Origin of the sequence: Enterobacter cloacae complex sp. Mu1197 (genome assembly GCF_040059225.1) — a bacterium.
Lineage (GTDB): Bacteria > Pseudomonadota > Gammaproteobacteria > Enterobacterales > Enterobacteriaceae > Enterobacter > Enterobacter quasiroggenkampii.
Map to the genome: position 1 here is coordinate 4,340,929 of NZ_CP157375.1, position 15,520 is coordinate 4,356,448.

A 15,520-nucleotide genomic window follows, 5' to 3' on the forward strand; every position below is an offset into this window, starting at 1 on the left:
AGAGACTATTATGGCCCAACACGACCAATTACACCGCTATCTGTTTGAACAATTCGCCGTGCGCGGCGAGCTGGTCACCGTATCCGAAACCTGGAAACAGATTCTGGAAAACCACAACTACCCGCTGCCGGTGAAGACCCTGTTGGGCGAACTGCTGGTTGCCACCAGCCTGCTGACGGCGACGCTGAAATTTGCCGGTGATATCACCGTGCAGCTGCAGGGTGACGGCCCGATGACGCTGGCGGTCATCAACGGCAATAACCAGCAGCAGATGCGCGGCGTGGCGCGCGTTCAGGGCGACGTGCCTGAGAATGCTGACCTCAAAACGCTGGTGGGTAATGGCTACCTGGTGATCACCATCTCCCCAGAGGAAGGTGAGCGCTATCAGGGCGTGGTGGGTCTGGAAGGCGATACCCTCGCAGCCTGCCTGGAAGATTACTTCATGCGTTCTGAACAGTTGCCGACGCGCCTGTTCATCCGCACCGGTGAAGTGGACGGCCAGCCTGCTGCGGGCGGGATGCTGCTGCAGGTTCTGCCTGCGCAGGACGCGCAGACCAATGATTTTGAGCACCTGGCGACGCTGACCGAAACCATCAAAGCGGAAGAGCTGTTCAACCTGTCGGCGACCGACGTGCTGTGGCGTCTGTACCACGAAGAAGAAGTGACCGTTTACGACCCGCAGTCTGTGGAGTTTAAGTGCACCTGCTCCCGCGAGCGCTGCGCTGGCGCACTGAAAACCCTGCCGGATGAAGAGATCGACAGCATCATGGCGGAAGACGGCGAAATTGATATGCACTGTGACTACTGCGGTACGCACTATGTGTTCAATTCGATGGATATCGCTGAGATCCGCAATAACGCCTCCCCGGCGGATCCGCAGGTCCACTAAACCTCTCTTCCCCTCACCTTAACCTTCTCCCCAAAGGGGAGAGGGCTGGGCTGAGGGGCAAAAAACTCCACCCAAGCTGAATCGTTTTCCCAATGTAACTCTTACGTAATTTTCTTACGTGTATGCGATTACATTCACATTCTCTCCGATAAAATCACCAGCCTTTAACCTTTTCGGAACATTTTCCCCAACCAAAAAGCGATTCCTGCGATAATCCGCCTGCGCTGTGACTGGAGTCGCAGCGTTTTCCGTTAGTAAGGGTTTTGTCCAGATGCGTGAATCTATGAGCCCCGTCGCGGTAAACAACCTCAGAAAAACCCTACAATTTCAGGCAGTACATATTGGCTAAGGAGCAGTGATATGCGTGTTACTGGTTTAACCCCGCAAGATCTCAAGGCTTATGGTATTCACGACGTCCAGGAAGTCGTCTACAACCCCGACTACGATACGCTGTATCAGGAAGAGCTCAATCCAGCACTGGAAGGATACGAGCGCGGTGTGTTGACGAATCTTGGTGCTATCGCCGTCGATACCGGTATCTTTACCGGTCGTTCGCCGAAAGATAAGTATATCGTCCGAGACGAAACCACCCGCGATACGCTGTGGTGGGCTGACAAGGGCAAAGGGAAGAACGACAACAAACCGCTCTCTCCGGAAACCTGGCAGCACCTGAAAGGGCTCGTCACCCATCAACTTTCCGGCAAGCGTTTGTTTATTGTCGACGCTTTCTGCGGCGCTAACGCCGACACCCGTCTCTCCGTACGTTTTATCACCGAAGTGGCCTGGCAGGCGCATTTCGTGAAAAACATGTTTATTCGTCCAACCGACGAAGAACTGCAGGACTTCACCCCTGATTTCATCGTGATGAACGGCGCGAAATGCACCAACCCACAGTGGAAAGAGCAGGGTCTGAACTCCGAAAACTTTATTGCCTTCAACCTGACCGAGCGTATCCAGCTGATCGGCGGTACCTGGTACGGCGGCGAAATGAAGAAAGGGATGTTCTCGGTCATGAACTACCTGCTGCCGCTGCGGGGCATCGCCTCCATGCACTGCTCGGCTAACGTCGGTGAAAAAGGCGACGTGGCGGTCTTCTTCGGCCTTTCCGGCACCGGGAAAACCACCCTGTCTACCGATCCAAAACGTCGTCTGATTGGTGATGACGAACACGGCTGGGATGACGACGGCGTATTCAACTTTGAAGGCGGCTGCTACGCGAAGACCATTCGCCTGTCTGAAGAGGCCGAGCCGGATATCTTCCACGCGATCCGTCGCGATGCGCTGCTGGAAAACGTCACCGTGCGTGCCGACGGCTCCATCGACTTCGACGATGCGTCGAAAACGGAAAACACCCGCGTCTCTTATCCGATCTACCACATCGACAATATCGTGAAGCCGGTGTCTAAAGCGGGTCATGCCACGAAGGTTATTTTCCTGACGGCGGATGCGTTCGGCGTGCTGCCTCCGGTGTCTCGCCTGACGGCCAGCCAGACGCAGTACCACTTCCTTTCCGGTTTCACCGCCAAGCTGGCGGGTACCGAGCGCGGCGTGACGGAGCCAACCCCAACCTTCTCCGCCTGCTTCGGCGCAGCCTTCCTGTCGCTGCACCCGACGCAGTATGCTGAAGTGCTGGTGAAACGCATGCAGGCATCCGGCGCGCAGGCATACCTGGTGAACACCGGCTGGAACGGCACCGGCAAACGTATCTCCATCAAAGATACCCGCGCCATTATCGACGCCATTCTGGATGGTTCTCTGGACGACGCCGAAACCTTCACGCTGCCGATGTTTGACCTGGCGATCCCAACGTCGCTGCCGGGTGTGGATACGCATATCCTCGACCCGCGCAATACGTACGGTTCGCCGGAGCAGTGGCGTGAGAAAGCGGAATCGCTGGCGAAGCTGTTTATCGAGAACTTCGAGAAGTATACCGATACCCCGGCGGGTGCTGCGCTGGTGAGTGCGGGTCCAAAACTGTAGTCCATGTCGGGTGGCGGCTTCGCCTTACCCGACCTACAAAAAAGGGTGGCTCGTGCCACCCTTTTTTCAACTCTCTTTCACCTGCCCCCGCGTCACCGGAACCGGCAACCAGGCGCGAATGCTCAACCCACCCCGCTCGCTGGTACCAATCTCCAGCAACCCGTTATGGTTATCCACAATACGCTGCACAATCGCCAGGCCTAAGCCCGTACCGCTGGTGCTGCGCGCGCTGTCGCCGCGCACAAACGGCTGGAACAGATGCTTACGCTGCTCGGGCTTGATGCCCGGACCGTCGTCTTCCACCTGGAACCAGGCGCGGTTGAGCTCAGAGCCGCTGCTGACCTTAATCCAGCCATTGCCATAGCGCGCCGCGTTAACCACCATGTTGGCCACCGCGCGCTTAATGGAGAGCGGGTGCATGCGTACCTGGATCTCGCCCGCCTGAAGGTCGGTATCAATTTCACGCTCGTAGCCGCTTTCCGCCGCCACTACTTCGCCCAGCACCGCGTTCAGATCCGCCATCTCCATCGGCATCTCCTGACCGGTGCGCAGGTAGTCGATGAACTGCTCGATGATGGCGTTGCACTCTTCGATATCCTTGTTGATGGACTCGGCGAGATAACCGTCCTCTTCTCCCATCATCTCCGTCGCCAGACGGATACGCGTCAGGGGGGTGCGCAGGTCATGGCTCACGCCCGCCATCAGCAGCGTACGGTCATCCGCCAGCTGCTTCACGCCTGCCGCCATATGGTTAAACGCACGCGTCACCGAGCGGACTTCCGAGGCGCCATACTCGCGCAGCGGAGGAGGAATAATGCCTTTACCGACCTGCAGCGCAGCGTGCTCCAGGTCGACCAGCGGTCGGTTCTGTATACGGATAAACAGCCAGGCCCCGCCTATCGCCAGCAGCATGATCGCCAGGGTATAGCGGAACAGCGGCGAGAAATCGCCCTGATGAATTTCGGTCAGCGGGACGCGCACCCAGATGTTGGGTGACAGCCAGGTTTTCAGCCAGACGACGGGCGAGCTTTTGTTGACCTCAACGCGCACTTCCGTCGGGCCACCCAGCTGTTGCGCCATCTGCTGGCTGAGGAATTCATAGTGCTGCGCCCAGCGCAGGCCCGCGTCTTCCGCCGCTTCATTCGAGTAGAGCGAGATGCCCAGCTCACGGTAAATTTCACGACGAAACGCCGGGGGAACGACGAGCTGCGTGCCGTCCTCCAGCTGCAGCTTATCGGTCATCAGCATACGCACTTCGTAGGCCAGGACCTTATTGAACTGCTGGAGGCTCGGCAGGATCGCAAAGTTCAACACCACCAGGTAGGTCGTCACCAGGCTGACGAACAGCAGGGTGACGATCAGTAACAGGGTGCGGGCAAACGAGCTTCGCGGCGAGAAGCGCATTCGCCTCATGCTTTAGAGCCGTCCGGGACGAACACGTAGCCCAGACCCCATACGGTCTGAATATAACGAGGATGCGCCGGATCTTCTTCCACCATGCGGCGCAGGCGGGAGATCTGCACGTCGATAGAGCGTTCCATTGCGGAGTATTCGCGACCGCGCGCCAGGTTCATCAGCTTGTCACGGGAAAGCGGTTCACGCGGGTGGCTGACCAGCGCTTTCAGGACCGCAAACTCGCCGCTGGTGAGCGGCATCGGCTCGTCTTCACGGAACATTTCGCGCGTGCCGAGGTTCAGCTTGAACTTGCCGAAGGCAATAACGGCTTCTTCCTGCGACGGCGCGCCCGGCAGTTCGTTCGCCTGACGACGCAGCACGGCGCGAATGCGTGCCAGCAGTTCACGCGGGTTAAACGGTTTTGGAATATAGTCGTCGGCGCCGATTTCGAGGCCCACGATACGGTCAACTTCTTCGCCCTTCGCCGTCACCATGATGATCGGCATCGGGTTGCTCTGGCTGCGCAGACGGCGGCAGATAGAAAGCCCATCTTCGCCAGGCAGCATCAGGTCGAGAACCATCAGATGGAAAGATTCACGGGTCAGCAGACGGTCCATCTGCTCAGCGTTCGCGACGCTACGAACCTGGAAGCCCTGCTCGGTCAGATAACGTTCCAGCAGCGCACGCAGGCGCATGTCGTCATCCACGACCAGAATTTTGTAGTTTTCTTGCATTGTGTGTACTCCCAAAGGTTCGGATAGTCTTTGTAACAGCGTATTCTAAAAAAGTGCACGTATTCGACCAGTTAATTCTGGTATAAATTCTAGTCGAAATTGTTACAAAGCATATTTAACAGCAGCTTATCTGTTCATTTCATCACATAAATCATTATTAATCCTGTCTGTTACACTGTGTGGTACGTATTGTGCGCAAAACAGAGAACCGGCAGCAAAGGCAGCACCATGAAAACGCCCCTGATCACCCGCGAAGGGTATGAGAAACTTAAAAAAGAGATGGATTTCCTCTGGCGCGAAGAGCGTCCTGAGGTAACCAAAAAGGTGACCTGGGCCGCGAGCCTGGGCGATCGCAGCGAAAACGCTGACTACCAGTACAACAAGAAGCGGCTGCGCGAAATTGACCGCCGGGTACGCTATCTGACGAAATGCCTCGAAAATCTAAAAATTGTCGATTACTCCCCGCAGCAGGAGGGCAAAGTGTTCTTCGGCGCGTGGGTGGAGATTGAAAACGACGACGGTGACACCCTGCGCTTTCGCATTGTCGGCTACGATGAAATTTTTGGTCGTAAGGATTACATCTCCATCGACTCGCCGATGGCCCGCGCGCTGCTGAAAAAGGAAGTGGGCGATCTGGCCGTCGTGCAGACCCCAGCCGGTGAAGCCAGCTGGTACGTTAATGAGATCGTCTACGTAAAATAGTCCGAGAGCGCCCTCCCCGGCTGGCATTTTGCCGTGTCAGCCCGTATAACTATCCCCTGATTTTTTCGACTCAACAGATGATAAAGCCATGATGAAAGATTCGCTCTGCCGCATTATTGCGGGTGAACTTCAGGCCAGAGCCGAACAGGTAGAAGCTGCCGTTCGCCTGCTTGATGAAGGGAACACCGTGCCGTTTATTGCACGCTATCGTAAGGAAGTCACCGGCGGTCTGGATGACACGCAGCTGCGTAACCTGGAAACCCGTCTCGGTTATCTGCGCGAACTGGAAGAACGTCGTCAGGCGATCCTCAAATCCATCGGCGAACAGGGCAAGCTGACCAGCGAACTGGAAAGCGCCATCAATGGCACCCTGAGCAAAACCGAACTCGAAGACCTCTATCTGCCGTACAAGCCGAAGCGCCGTACGCGCGGACAGATTGCCATTGAAGCGGGTCTTGAGCCGCTGGCCGACCTGCTGTGGAACGAACCGTTCCACGATCCGGATACCGAAGCGGCGAAATTTATCGACGCCGACAAAGGCGTAGCGGACACCAAGGCCGCCCTCGACGGCGCGCGCTATATTCTGATGGAGCGCTTCGCCGAAGACGCTGCCCTGCTCGCCAAAGTGCGTGATTACCTGTGGAAGAACGCCCACATCGTCTCTACCGTCGTCGCGGGTAAAGAGGAAGAAGGCGCGAAATTCCGCGACTACTTCGATCACCACGAACCGATTTCCACCACCCCTTCCCACCGCGCGCTGGCAATGTTCCGCGGCCGCAACGAAGGCGTGCTGCAACTCTCCCTGAACGCCGACCCGCAGTTTGACGAGCCGCCGAAAGAGAGCCACTGCGAGCAGATCATCATCGACCATCTCGGCCTGCGCCTGAACAACGCCCCGGCTGATAGCTGGCGTAAAGGCGTGGTGAGCTGGACCTGGCGCATCAAGGTGCTGATGCACCTCGAAACCGAGCTGATGGGCACCGTGCGCGAACGTGCCGAAGATGAAGCGATTAACGTGTTCGCCCGCAACTTGCATGACCTGCTGATGGCCGCCCCTGCTGGCCTGCGCGCGACCATGGGTCTCGATCCGGGTCTGCGTACCGGTGTAAAAGTCGCTGTCGTTGACGGCACCGGCAAGCTGGTCGCCACCGACACCATCTATCCGCACACCGGCCAGGCAGCGAAAGCGGCCGTCGTGGTGGCGGCGCTGTGCGAAAAATACAACGTCGAGCTGGTCGCCATCGGCAACGGTACGGCATCCCGCGAAACCGAACGTTTCTATCTCGACGTGCAGAAGCAGTTCCCGAAAGTGACGGCACAGAAAGTGATCGTCAGCGAGGCCGGGGCGTCCGTCTACTCCGCGTCCGAGCTGGCGGCACAGGAGTTCCCTGACCTGGACGTTTCCCTGCGCGGTGCGGTCTCGATCGCTCGCCGTCTGCAGGATCCGCTGGCGGAACTGGTGAAGATCGATCCGAAATCGATCGGCGTGGGCCAGTATCAGCACGATGTGAGCCAGACTCAGCTGGCGCGCAAGCTGGATGCGGTCGTGGAAGACTGTGTAAACGCCGTTGGCGTTGACCTGAACACCGCCTCCGTTCCTCTGCTGACCCGCGTGGCGGGCTTAACCCGCATGATGGCGCAGAACATCGTCGCCTGGCGCGACGAGAATGGCCAGTTCCAGAACCGTCAGCAGCTGCTGAAGGTAAGCCGTCTGGGGCCAAAAGCGTTTGAGCAGTGCGCGGGCTTCCTGCGCATCAACCACGGCGATAACCCGCTCGATGCCTCAACTGTTCACCCGGAAGCGTATCCGGTGGTGGAACGCATCCTGGCCGCTACTCAGCAGGCGCTGAAAGATCTCATGGGCGACAGCAGCGCCCTGCGCAACCTGAAAGCCGTCGATTTCACCGACGACAAATTTGGTGTGCCAACCGTTACCGACATTATCAAAGAGCTGGAAAAACCGGGCCGCGATCCGCGTCCTGAGTTCAAAACCGCGACCTTTGCTGACGGTATCGAGACCATGAACGACCTGCTGCCAGGCATGGTGCTGGAAGGTGCGGTGACTAACGTCACCAACTTTGGCGCGTTCGTGGATATCGGCGTGCATCAGGATGGCCTGGTCCATATCTCATCCCTTGCCGACAAGTTCGTTGAAGACCCGCACACCGTGGTCAAAGCGGGCGACATCGTGAAGGTCAAAGTGCTGGAAGTGGACCTGCAGCGCAAGCGTATCGCGCTGACCATGCGTCTGGACGAGCAGCCGGGTGACACCAACGCGCGCCGCGGCGGCAATGGCGGTGGCCGCGAGCAGCAGCGTCCGGCCGCGAAAGCGGCAAAACCGCGCGGGCGGGATGTCCAGCCTGCAGGCAACAGCGCGATGATGGATGCGCTGGCGGCTGCGATGGGTAAAAAACGCTAAGGTCATAAATGCCCGGTGGCGCTGCGCTTACCGGGCCTACGGTTTTGTAGGCCGGGCAAACGCAGTGCCGCCCGGCAAGCAGGCCGCAGGGAATTAAAATAAATAGTGTGTAGCCATATTTAAACCGCGAATTATCACCCCGTTAACAAATACTCCGCTTTTCGTTTTCCCGGCATTTCAGCAAATATTGAGCAAGGTCAAAAAGGCCGTAAATTAATATCGCAAACAACATTCCGTCACAGTTTTAATATTGCTGATAAAAACTATTCTCATTATCATCGCATAGTAGATAATTTAACCTTTCGTGGAATCAGGCGTTATGCAATTCACTCCAGACAGTGCATGGAAGATTACCGGTTTTACCCGCGAAATTAGCCCGGCCTATCGGCAGAAGCTGCTGTCGCTGGGCATGCTGCCCGGCTCGTCATTCCAGGTCGTACGCGTGGCGCCGTTAGGCGATCCGGTTCATATCGAAACCCGACGCGTGAATCTGGTCCTGCGTAAAAAAGACCTCGCGTTAATAGAAGTCGAAGCCTTATCCCGATAACAAGCCAGCGGTTTCAGTGAGTCTAAAAAAATGAAAAAGTTAACTATTGGCTTAATTGGCAATCCTAATTCCGGCAAGACCACGCTTTTTAATCAGCTGACCGGGGCTCGCCAGCGCGTGGGCAACTGGGCGGGCGTGACGGTTGAACGTAAAGAGGGCCAGTTCACGACGACAGACAACCAGGTGACGCTGGTTGACCTTCCCGGCACCTACTCCTTAACCACCATTTCGTCGCAAACCTCGCTCGATGAGCAGATTGCCTGCCACTATATTCTTGGCGGTGACGCGGACCTGCTGATCAACGTGGTCGACGCCTCAAACCTCGAGCGTAACCTTTATCTGACGCTGCAGCTGCTGGAGCTGGGTATCCCCTGCATCGTGGCGCTCAACATGCTCGATATCGCAGAAAAACAAAAGCTGCGCATCGACGTCGATGCCCTCTCCGCGCGCCTGGGGTGCCCGGTCGTTCCGCTGGTCTCGACGCGCGCACGCGGTATTGATGCGCTGAAGCTGGCCATTGACCGTCACGCGGGAAATCGCGACGTTGAGCTGGTGCATTACGCGCAGCCTCTTCTGCGTGAAGCCAACGTGCTGGCGCAGGAGATGGATAACGCTATGCCTGCGAAACAGCGTCTGTGGCTTGGCCTGCAGATGCTGGAAGGGGATATCTACAGCCGCGCTTACGCCGGGCATGCGGCCGATAAGCTGGACGTAACGGTGGCCCGTCTTAGCGACGAGCTGGACGACCCGGCGCTGCACATCGCCGATGCCCGTTATCAGGCCATCGCCTCGATCTGCGACGTGGTCAGTAACGCGCTGACGGCGGAACCCAGCCGCTTTACGGCGGCAGTGGATAAGATTGTGCTTAACCGCTTCCTCGGTTTGCCCATCTTCCTGCTGGTGATGTACGTGATGTTCCTGCTTGCCATTAACATCGGCGGCGCACTGCAGCCGATTTTTGACGCCGGTTCCGTCGCGATCTTCGTCCACGGGATCCAGTGGGTGGGTTACACCCTGCACTTCCCGGAATGGCTCACCATCTTCCTCGCGCAGGGGATCGGCGGCGGTATCAATACCGTTCTGCCGCTGGTGCCGCAGATCGGCATGATGTACCTGTTCCTCTCGTTCCTGGAAGATTCCGGCTACATGGCGCGCGCGGCGTTCGTGATGGATCGTCTGATGCAGGCGCTGGGCCTGCCGGGCAAATCCTTCGTCCCGCTGATCGTCGGCTTCGGCTGTAACGTGCCGTCGGTGATGGGCGCACGTACGCTGGATGCACCGCGTGAACGTCTGATGACCATTATGATGGCGCCGTTTATGTCCTGCGGTGCCCGACTGGCGATCTTTGCGGTCTTTGCGGCAGCCTTCTTTGGTCAGCAGGGCGCGCTGGCGGTCTTCTCGCTGTATGTCCTGGGCATCGTGATGGCGATCCTGACCGGTTTAATGCTCAAGCACACCATCATGCGCGGTGAGGCGTCACCGTTCGTGATGGAGCTGCCGGTGTACCACGTCCCCCATCTGAAAAGCCTGGCGATCCAGACCTGGCAGCGTCTGAAAGGCTTCGTCCTGCGCGCCGGTAAGGTGATTGTCATCGTCAGCGTTTTCCTGAGCGCCCTGAACAGCTTCACCCTGAGTGGACAGGCAGCGGATAACATTAACGACTCTGCCCTCGCCTCCGTCAGCCGCGTCATCACGCCGGTCTTCAAACCGATTGGCGTGCATGAGGATAACTGGCAGGCAACCGTCGGCCTGTTTACCGGCGCAATGGCAAAAGAGGTGGTTGTCGGTACCCTGAATACGCTCTACACCGCCGAGAACATTCAGGAGCAGGAATTTAATCCGGCTGAGTTTCATCTCGGTGATGAGCTGCTGGGTGCCGTAGAGGAAACCTGGCAGAGCCTGAAGGACACCTTCAGCCTGAGCGTGCTGGCTAACCCGATTGAGGCCAGCAAAGGCGACGGCGAAATGGCGACGGGTGCCATGGGCGTGATGGGCGAGAAGTTTGGCAGCGCGTCCGCGGCCTACAGCTATCTCATCTTCGTTCTGCTCTATATTCCGTGCATCTCCGTGATGGGGGCGATTGCCCGCGAGTCCAGCCGCGGCTGGATGGGTTTCTCCATCCTGTGGGGGTTAAACATTGCCTACTCGCTGGCGACGCTGTTTTATCAAACCGTTAACTTCAGCCAGCACCCGCGCTACAGCCTGGTCTGCATTCTTGCGGTTGTGCTGTTCAACGTGGTCGTTCTCGGTCTGCTGCGGCGGGCACGCAGCCGCGTCGACATCGACCTGCTGGCAAACCGTAAAACCGCCGCAACCTGCTGCAACAGCCCGGCGGGCGACTGTCACTAAGGAGCACACATCATGGCATCGTTGATTCAGGTTCGTGATCTGCTGGCGCTGCAGGGGCGAATGGAGGCGAAACAGCTGAGCCTCAGCCTGCATACGCCGCAGCCGATGATCGATGCCATGCTGGAGAGACTGGAAGCCATGGGGAAAGCGGTGCGGATTCAGGAAGAGCCGGACGGTTGTCTCTCCGGCAGTTGTAAAAGCTGTCCGGAAGGAAAGGCCTGTCTCAGGGAATGGTGGGCACTGCGTTAATAAAGCCGGGCATCGCTGCCCGGCTTTATCGTGTTACTTGTAGACGTCCGCCGTTGCGCGTACGTTTTTGGTCTGCTTTTCAGCGCTGGTGACGACGTAATACGTTCCGCCCAGCTCATCCGCTTTCTTCGACAGCTCTTTTCTCGCGTCCATCGGCGCAGTGGTGTCAGACGTAGTAATCTCACCAATTTTCGTCAGATTCATGCCAGCAACTTTATCTTTTTCCAGCTCTTTTGCCGCAAAGACGCCAAATGACAGTGACCCAATAACCAGAGAAGTGACAATACCTGTAACAAGTTTCATAGCCTGACTCTCCATAGGATTGTTGTTTTGATTATCGTAGGCAGAACAACCGCAACGACATCTGGAGTATGGTTGCGGTGTGTTACTTTTTCCAGGCAGGATAGAAAATAATCAGTCGAAACGTTGACTTAACGCAATGAGCGCTGAACAAAACTCCGCCGGATGAGAGATGAACGGGGCATGTGCGGCTTTGGCAATGATCTGCGATTCGCTGTTCGGCCACAGATCATCCAGCAGCGGAGCCACTTTGCGCGGCACAATTCCGTCAAGGTAACCATAGATACGCAGATGCGGTATCGTCAGGGAGGCCAGCGGCGCGCGCAGGTCAACCGTTTTCAGCAGCTCAAGACCGCCATTAAGCACCTCAACCTCCGGCATCGGCAGCGACAGCACGGTTTGCTTCAGCGTGCGGGCATCCTTACGGGCGGTTTCAGTTCCCATCGTCTGCAGGGCGAGGAACCGCTCTACGGTCCGCTGGAAATCTTCGCTCAGTTGCTGCTGGAAGCCCGCCAGTACCTCGGGTTTTATCCCCGGCCACGCGTCCTGCGCGCTAAAACAGGGCGACGACGCCACCGTCACCAGCGCTTTTACGCGGTCAGGCCGCGACAGCGCAATCTGGCTTGCCACCAGCCCGCCCAGGCTCCAGCCCAGCCAGACAGCGTTTTGCGGCGCAGCGTCCAGAACCTGCTGTGCCATCTCATCAAGCGACATGGCCCCAAAACCGCGGCTGCGGCCAAAGCCGGGTAAGTCCACCAGATGCAGCGTGAAATGCGAGGCAAGTTCCTCACGTATGCAATGCCATATCTCTGCATTCAGGCCCCATCCGTGCAGCAGCACAAGATGGCAATTTCCTGTCCCTACGGTCTGCCACCACAGCGTCTTCATCAGTTACTGTTCTCTTTTTTCACATGGAGGTTGCACATGCTAACAGTACCTGGGTTGTGCTGGCTATGCAGAATGCCGCTGGCACTCAGCGGATGGGGCATCTGCTCCGTTTGCACGCGATCGCTGCAATGGCGTATCGGGACCTGTCCACAATGCGGTTTACCGGCCACCAATCCCTCTTTGCCCTGCGGCCGCTGCCTGAAAAAATCCCCGCCGTGGAGTGCGCTGGTGGCAGTGGATGATTATGTTCCGCCGCTGAGCAGGCTGATTCACGCGCTGAAGTTTTCCGGCCAGAGTGCGCTGGCTCAGCCCCTTGCCCGACTGCTACTGCTGGCGGTTTTGCAGGCGCGGCGCCACCGCGCATTGCCGAAAATCGACAGGGTGGTAAATGTCCCCCTGTACCGACGTCGGCACTGGCGGCGGGGCTATAACCAGAGTGACCTGATCTGCCGTCCCCTCGCCCGGTGGCTTGGCTGTCAGTATGATGCCCGCGCGCTGACGCGTGTTCATGCCACCGCCATCCAGCATCAGCTCAACGCCCGGCTTCGCAAAAGAAACCTCAAAAATGCCTTTCGCCTTGAATTGCCGGTCGACGGTCTCCATATCGCGATTGTGGATGATGTCGTCACCACAGGCAGTACCGTTGCTGAACTTTCCCGACTGCTTTTGCAAAGCGGCGCCGCGTCGGTTCAGGTATGGTGTCTGTGCCGTACCTTGTAGCCCTTCTTCAATGGGCGTATGATTATACCCAGGTAATTTAGTCAACTATTAGGCCAAAGCTATGATCCGTATTTCCGATTCTGCACAAGCGCACTTTGCCAAACTGCTGGCAAATCAGGAAGAAGGGACGCAGATCCGCGTGTTTGTGATTAATCCAGGCACTCCGAATGCAGAATGTGGTGTTTCTTATTGTCCTCCGGACGCTGTGGAAGCCACCGACACTGCCCTTAAATTTGAACAGCTCACCGCCTATGTTGATGAGCTGAGCGCACCGTATCTTGAAGATGCGGAGATCGACTTCGTCACCGATCAGATGGGTTCTCAGCTGACCCTGAAAGCGCCGAACGCGAAAATGCGTAAAGTGTCTGACGATGCCCCGCTGATGGAGCGCGTTGAGTATCTGCTGCAATCCCAGATCAACCCACAGCTGGCTGGCCACGGCGGCCGTGTTTCCCTGATGGAAATCACCGACGAAGGTTTTGCCATTCTGCAGTTTGGCGGCGGTTGTAACGGTTGTTCAATGGTCGATGTCACCCTGAAAGAAGGGATCGAGAAGCAGCTGCTGAACGAGTTCCCGGAACTGAAAGGCGTGCGTGACCTGACCGAACACCAGCGCGGCGAGCACTCCTACTACTGATTCAGTGCCCGTCTGTATTGCCCGGTGGCGCGACGCTTACCGGGCCTACAAAACCCTGCACCCCCCTCTTCGTTCCCCTCTATATGTTGACCTGCGTCTCATAATTCACATTTTGCCTTCCAGGGTGATTCTCAATCACGCCATGTTACCCGTATCATTCTCATGGGCACTAAACACACTCATAACAGCCGACTAAACTTAATCGTTTAAAAGGCATCAGTATTAGTGCCGTTACTTCTCTGTTCCCAGTTGGGACAATCGGAATTTGTCGTTGAAACAATGACGTTACCCATAACAATTCAAAGGCCAGGTAAATCATGCCATTAGTCATCGTTGCTATCGGTGTTGTGTTATTACTGCTCTTGATGATCCGCTTCAAAATGAACGGATTTATCGCTCTGGTTCTGGTGGCGCTTGCAGTCGGTCTGATGCAGGGGATGCCGCTGGTGAAAGTTATCAGCTCGATTAAAGCCGGTGTCGGCGGCACGCTCGGTAGCCTGGCGTTGATCATGGGCTTCGGCGCCATGCTCGGTAAAATGCTGGCGGACTGCGGTGGCGCCCAGCGTATTGCCACCACGCTTATCGACAAATTTGGTAAGAAGAACATTCAGTGGGCAGTGGTGTTAACCGGCTTTACCGTCGGTTTCGCGCTGTTCTATGAAGTGGGCTTCGTATTGATGCTGCCGCTGGTGTTCACCATTGCGGCTGCCGCGAGCATCCCGTTGCTGTATGTCGGTGTGCCTATGGCCGCGGCGCTGTCCGTGACCCACGGCTTCCTGCCGCCGCACCCGGGTCCAACCGCTATCGCGACCATCTTCCACGCGGATATGGGTAAAACCCTGCTGTTCGGTACGATTCTGGCGATCCCGACGGTAATTCTGGCAGGCCCGGTTTATGCCCGCTTCCTGAAAGGGATTGATAAGCCTATCCCGGAAGGTCTGTACAGCGCCAAAACCTTCACCGAAGAAGAGATGCCTGGCTTTGGCGTCAGCGTCTGGACCTCTCTGGTACCGGTGATCCTGATGGCGATGCGCGCCGTGGCAGAGATGATCCTGCCGAAAGGTCATGCGTTCCTGTCCGTGGCGGAATTCCTGGGTGACCCGGTGATGGCAACGCTGATTGCCGTGCTGATCGCGATGTTCACCTTCGGTCTGAACCGTGGCCGCTCCATGGATCAGATCAACGACACGCTGACCTCTTCCATCAAAATCATTGCCATGATGCTCCTGATCATCGGCGGTGGCGGTGCATTCAAGCAGGTTCTGGTCGACAGCGGCGTGGACAAATACATCGCCGCGATGATGCATGAAACCAACGTGTCGCCGCTCCTGATGGCCTGGTCTATTGCCGCGGTTCTGCGTATTGCGCTGGGCTCTGCGACCGTTGCGGCGATCACCGCGGGCGGTATCGTTGCGCCGTTGATTGCCACCACGGGCGTGAGCCCTGAGCTGATGGTTATCGCCGTCGGTTCCGGTAGCGTGATTTTCTCTCACGTTAACGACCCGGGCTTCTGGCTGTTCAAGGAGTACTTCAACCTGACGATCGGCGAAACCATCAAGTCCTGGTCCGCGCTGGAAACCATTATTTCGGTGTGCGGTCTGGTCGGGGTGCTGCTGTTGAATATGGTGGTCTGATGCCCTAAGTCGGGTGGCGGCTACGCCTTACCCAACCTACATGAGCACTACCGGATCATAAAAAACCCGCCACTGGC

At 57.2% G+C, this 15,520-nt stretch carries 14 protein-coding genes; 10 read left to right on the plus strand and 4 right to left on the minus strand.

Going from position 1 to position 15,520, the window contains the following annotated elements; all coding sequences use genetic code 11:
- Positions 1–10 precede the first annotated feature (10 nt).
- Both hslO and pckA read left to right on the plus strand, forming a co-directional pair.
- The gene (gene hslO / locus ABFV38_RS20535) at positions 11–889 is read left to right on the plus strand and encodes an Hsp33 family molecular chaperone HslO (RefSeq protein ID WP_023309492.1); all 879 of its coding nucleotides are present in this window, start codon (positions 11–13) and stop codon (positions 887–889) included.
- A gap of 360 nt (positions 890–1,249) precedes the next feature.
- Complete coding sequence (gene pckA / locus ABFV38_RS20540) at positions 1,250–2,869, plus strand: phosphoenolpyruvate carboxykinase (ATP) (RefSeq protein WP_196365619.1); 1,620 nt, start codon at positions 1,250–1,252, stop codon at positions 2,867–2,869.
- Positions 2,870–2,935: 66 nt separating this feature from the next.
- Here pckA and envZ read toward each other — a convergent pair whose 3' ends face one another.
- Entirely contained in the window at positions 2,936–4,282 is a 1,347-nt protein-coding gene (gene envZ / locus ABFV38_RS20545) for a two-component system sensor histidine kinase EnvZ (RefSeq protein ID WP_008503047.1), read from the minus strand.
- A complete protein-coding gene (gene ompR, locus ABFV38_RS20550; RefSeq protein ID WP_001157751.1) occupies positions 4,279–4,998 on the minus strand; it encodes a two-component system response regulator OmpR in 720 nt (239 codons plus the stop codon). Before ompR ends, envZ begins: the two co-directional genes overlap by 4 nt.
- Positions 4,999–5,226: 228 nt before the next feature.
- Between ompR and greB the strand changes: the two genes are divergently transcribed.
- From greB to feoC, 5 genes are all read left to right on the plus strand, one after another.
- Positions 5,227–5,700, plus strand: a complete 474-nt coding sequence (gene greB / locus ABFV38_RS20555; protein ID WP_008503048.1) for a transcription elongation factor GreB — start codon at positions 5,227–5,229, stop codon at positions 5,698–5,700.
- Between the two features lie 88 nt (positions 5,701–5,788).
- The gene (locus ABFV38_RS20560) at positions 5,789–8,119 is read left to right on the plus strand and encodes a Tex family protein (protein ID WP_348957947.1); all 2,331 of its coding nucleotides are present in this window, start codon (positions 5,789–5,791) and stop codon (positions 8,117–8,119) included.
- A 319-nt stretch (positions 8,120–8,438) separates the two neighbouring features.
- Positions 8,439–8,666: a ferrous iron transporter A gene (feoA, locus tag ABFV38_RS20565; protein WP_008503050.1), complete on the plus strand. Its 228-nt coding sequence runs from the start codon at positions 8,439–8,441 to the stop codon at positions 8,664–8,666.
- Positions 8,667–8,696: 30 nt separating this feature from the next.
- Positions 8,697–11,015 (plus strand): Fe(2+) transporter permease subunit FeoB, encoded by a 2,319-nt coding sequence (feoB, locus tag ABFV38_RS20570; RefSeq protein WP_045909344.1) that lies wholly within the window; start codon positions 8,697–8,699, stop codon positions 11,013–11,015.
- Between the two features lie 12 nt (positions 11,016–11,027).
- Positions 11,028–11,264: a [Fe-S]-dependent transcriptional repressor FeoC gene (gene feoC / locus ABFV38_RS20575; protein ID WP_023309498.1), complete on the plus strand. Its 237-nt coding sequence runs from the start codon at positions 11,028–11,030 to the stop codon at positions 11,262–11,264.
- A 33-nt stretch (positions 11,265–11,297) separates the two neighbouring features.
- Here the strand turns inward: feoC and ABFV38_RS20580 are convergent, their stop codons facing one another.
- Positions 11,298–11,567: a YdgH/BhsA/McbA-like domain containing protein gene (locus tag ABFV38_RS20580; RefSeq protein ID WP_048226350.1), complete on the minus strand. Its 270-nt coding sequence runs from the start codon at positions 11,565–11,567 to the stop codon at positions 11,298–11,300.
- 111 nt (positions 11,568–11,678) lie between these two features.
- Entirely contained in the window at positions 11,679–12,452 is a 774-nt protein-coding gene (gene bioH, locus ABFV38_RS20585) for a pimeloyl-ACP methyl ester esterase BioH (protein WP_111967804.1), read from the minus strand.
- Positions 12,453–12,488: 36 nt separating this feature from the next.
- Here bioH and gntX point away from each other — a divergent pair, with 36 nt between their 5' ends.
- The 3 genes from gntX (at position 12,489) to gntT (ending at position 15,443) form a co-directional block, all read left to right on the plus strand.
- A complete protein-coding gene (gene gntX, locus ABFV38_RS20590; protein ID WP_348957951.1) occupies positions 12,489–13,172 on the plus strand; it encodes a DNA utilization protein GntX in 684 nt (227 codons plus the stop codon).
- A 61-nt stretch (positions 13,173–13,233) separates the two neighbouring features.
- Positions 13,234–13,809 carry a Fe-S biogenesis protein NfuA gene (nfuA, locus tag ABFV38_RS20595; protein WP_333028576.1) on the plus strand — a complete coding sequence of 192 codons (576 nt, stop codon included), beginning with the start codon at positions 13,234–13,236 and terminating at the stop codon, positions 13,807–13,809.
- A 317-nt stretch (positions 13,810–14,126) separates the two neighbouring features.
- Positions 14,127–15,443 carry a gluconate transporter gene (gene gntT / locus ABFV38_RS20600; protein ID WP_024907902.1) on the plus strand — a complete coding sequence of 439 codons (1,317 nt, stop codon included), beginning with the start codon at positions 14,127–14,129 and terminating at the stop codon, positions 15,441–15,443.
- Positions 15,444–15,520: the final 77 nt, after the last annotated feature.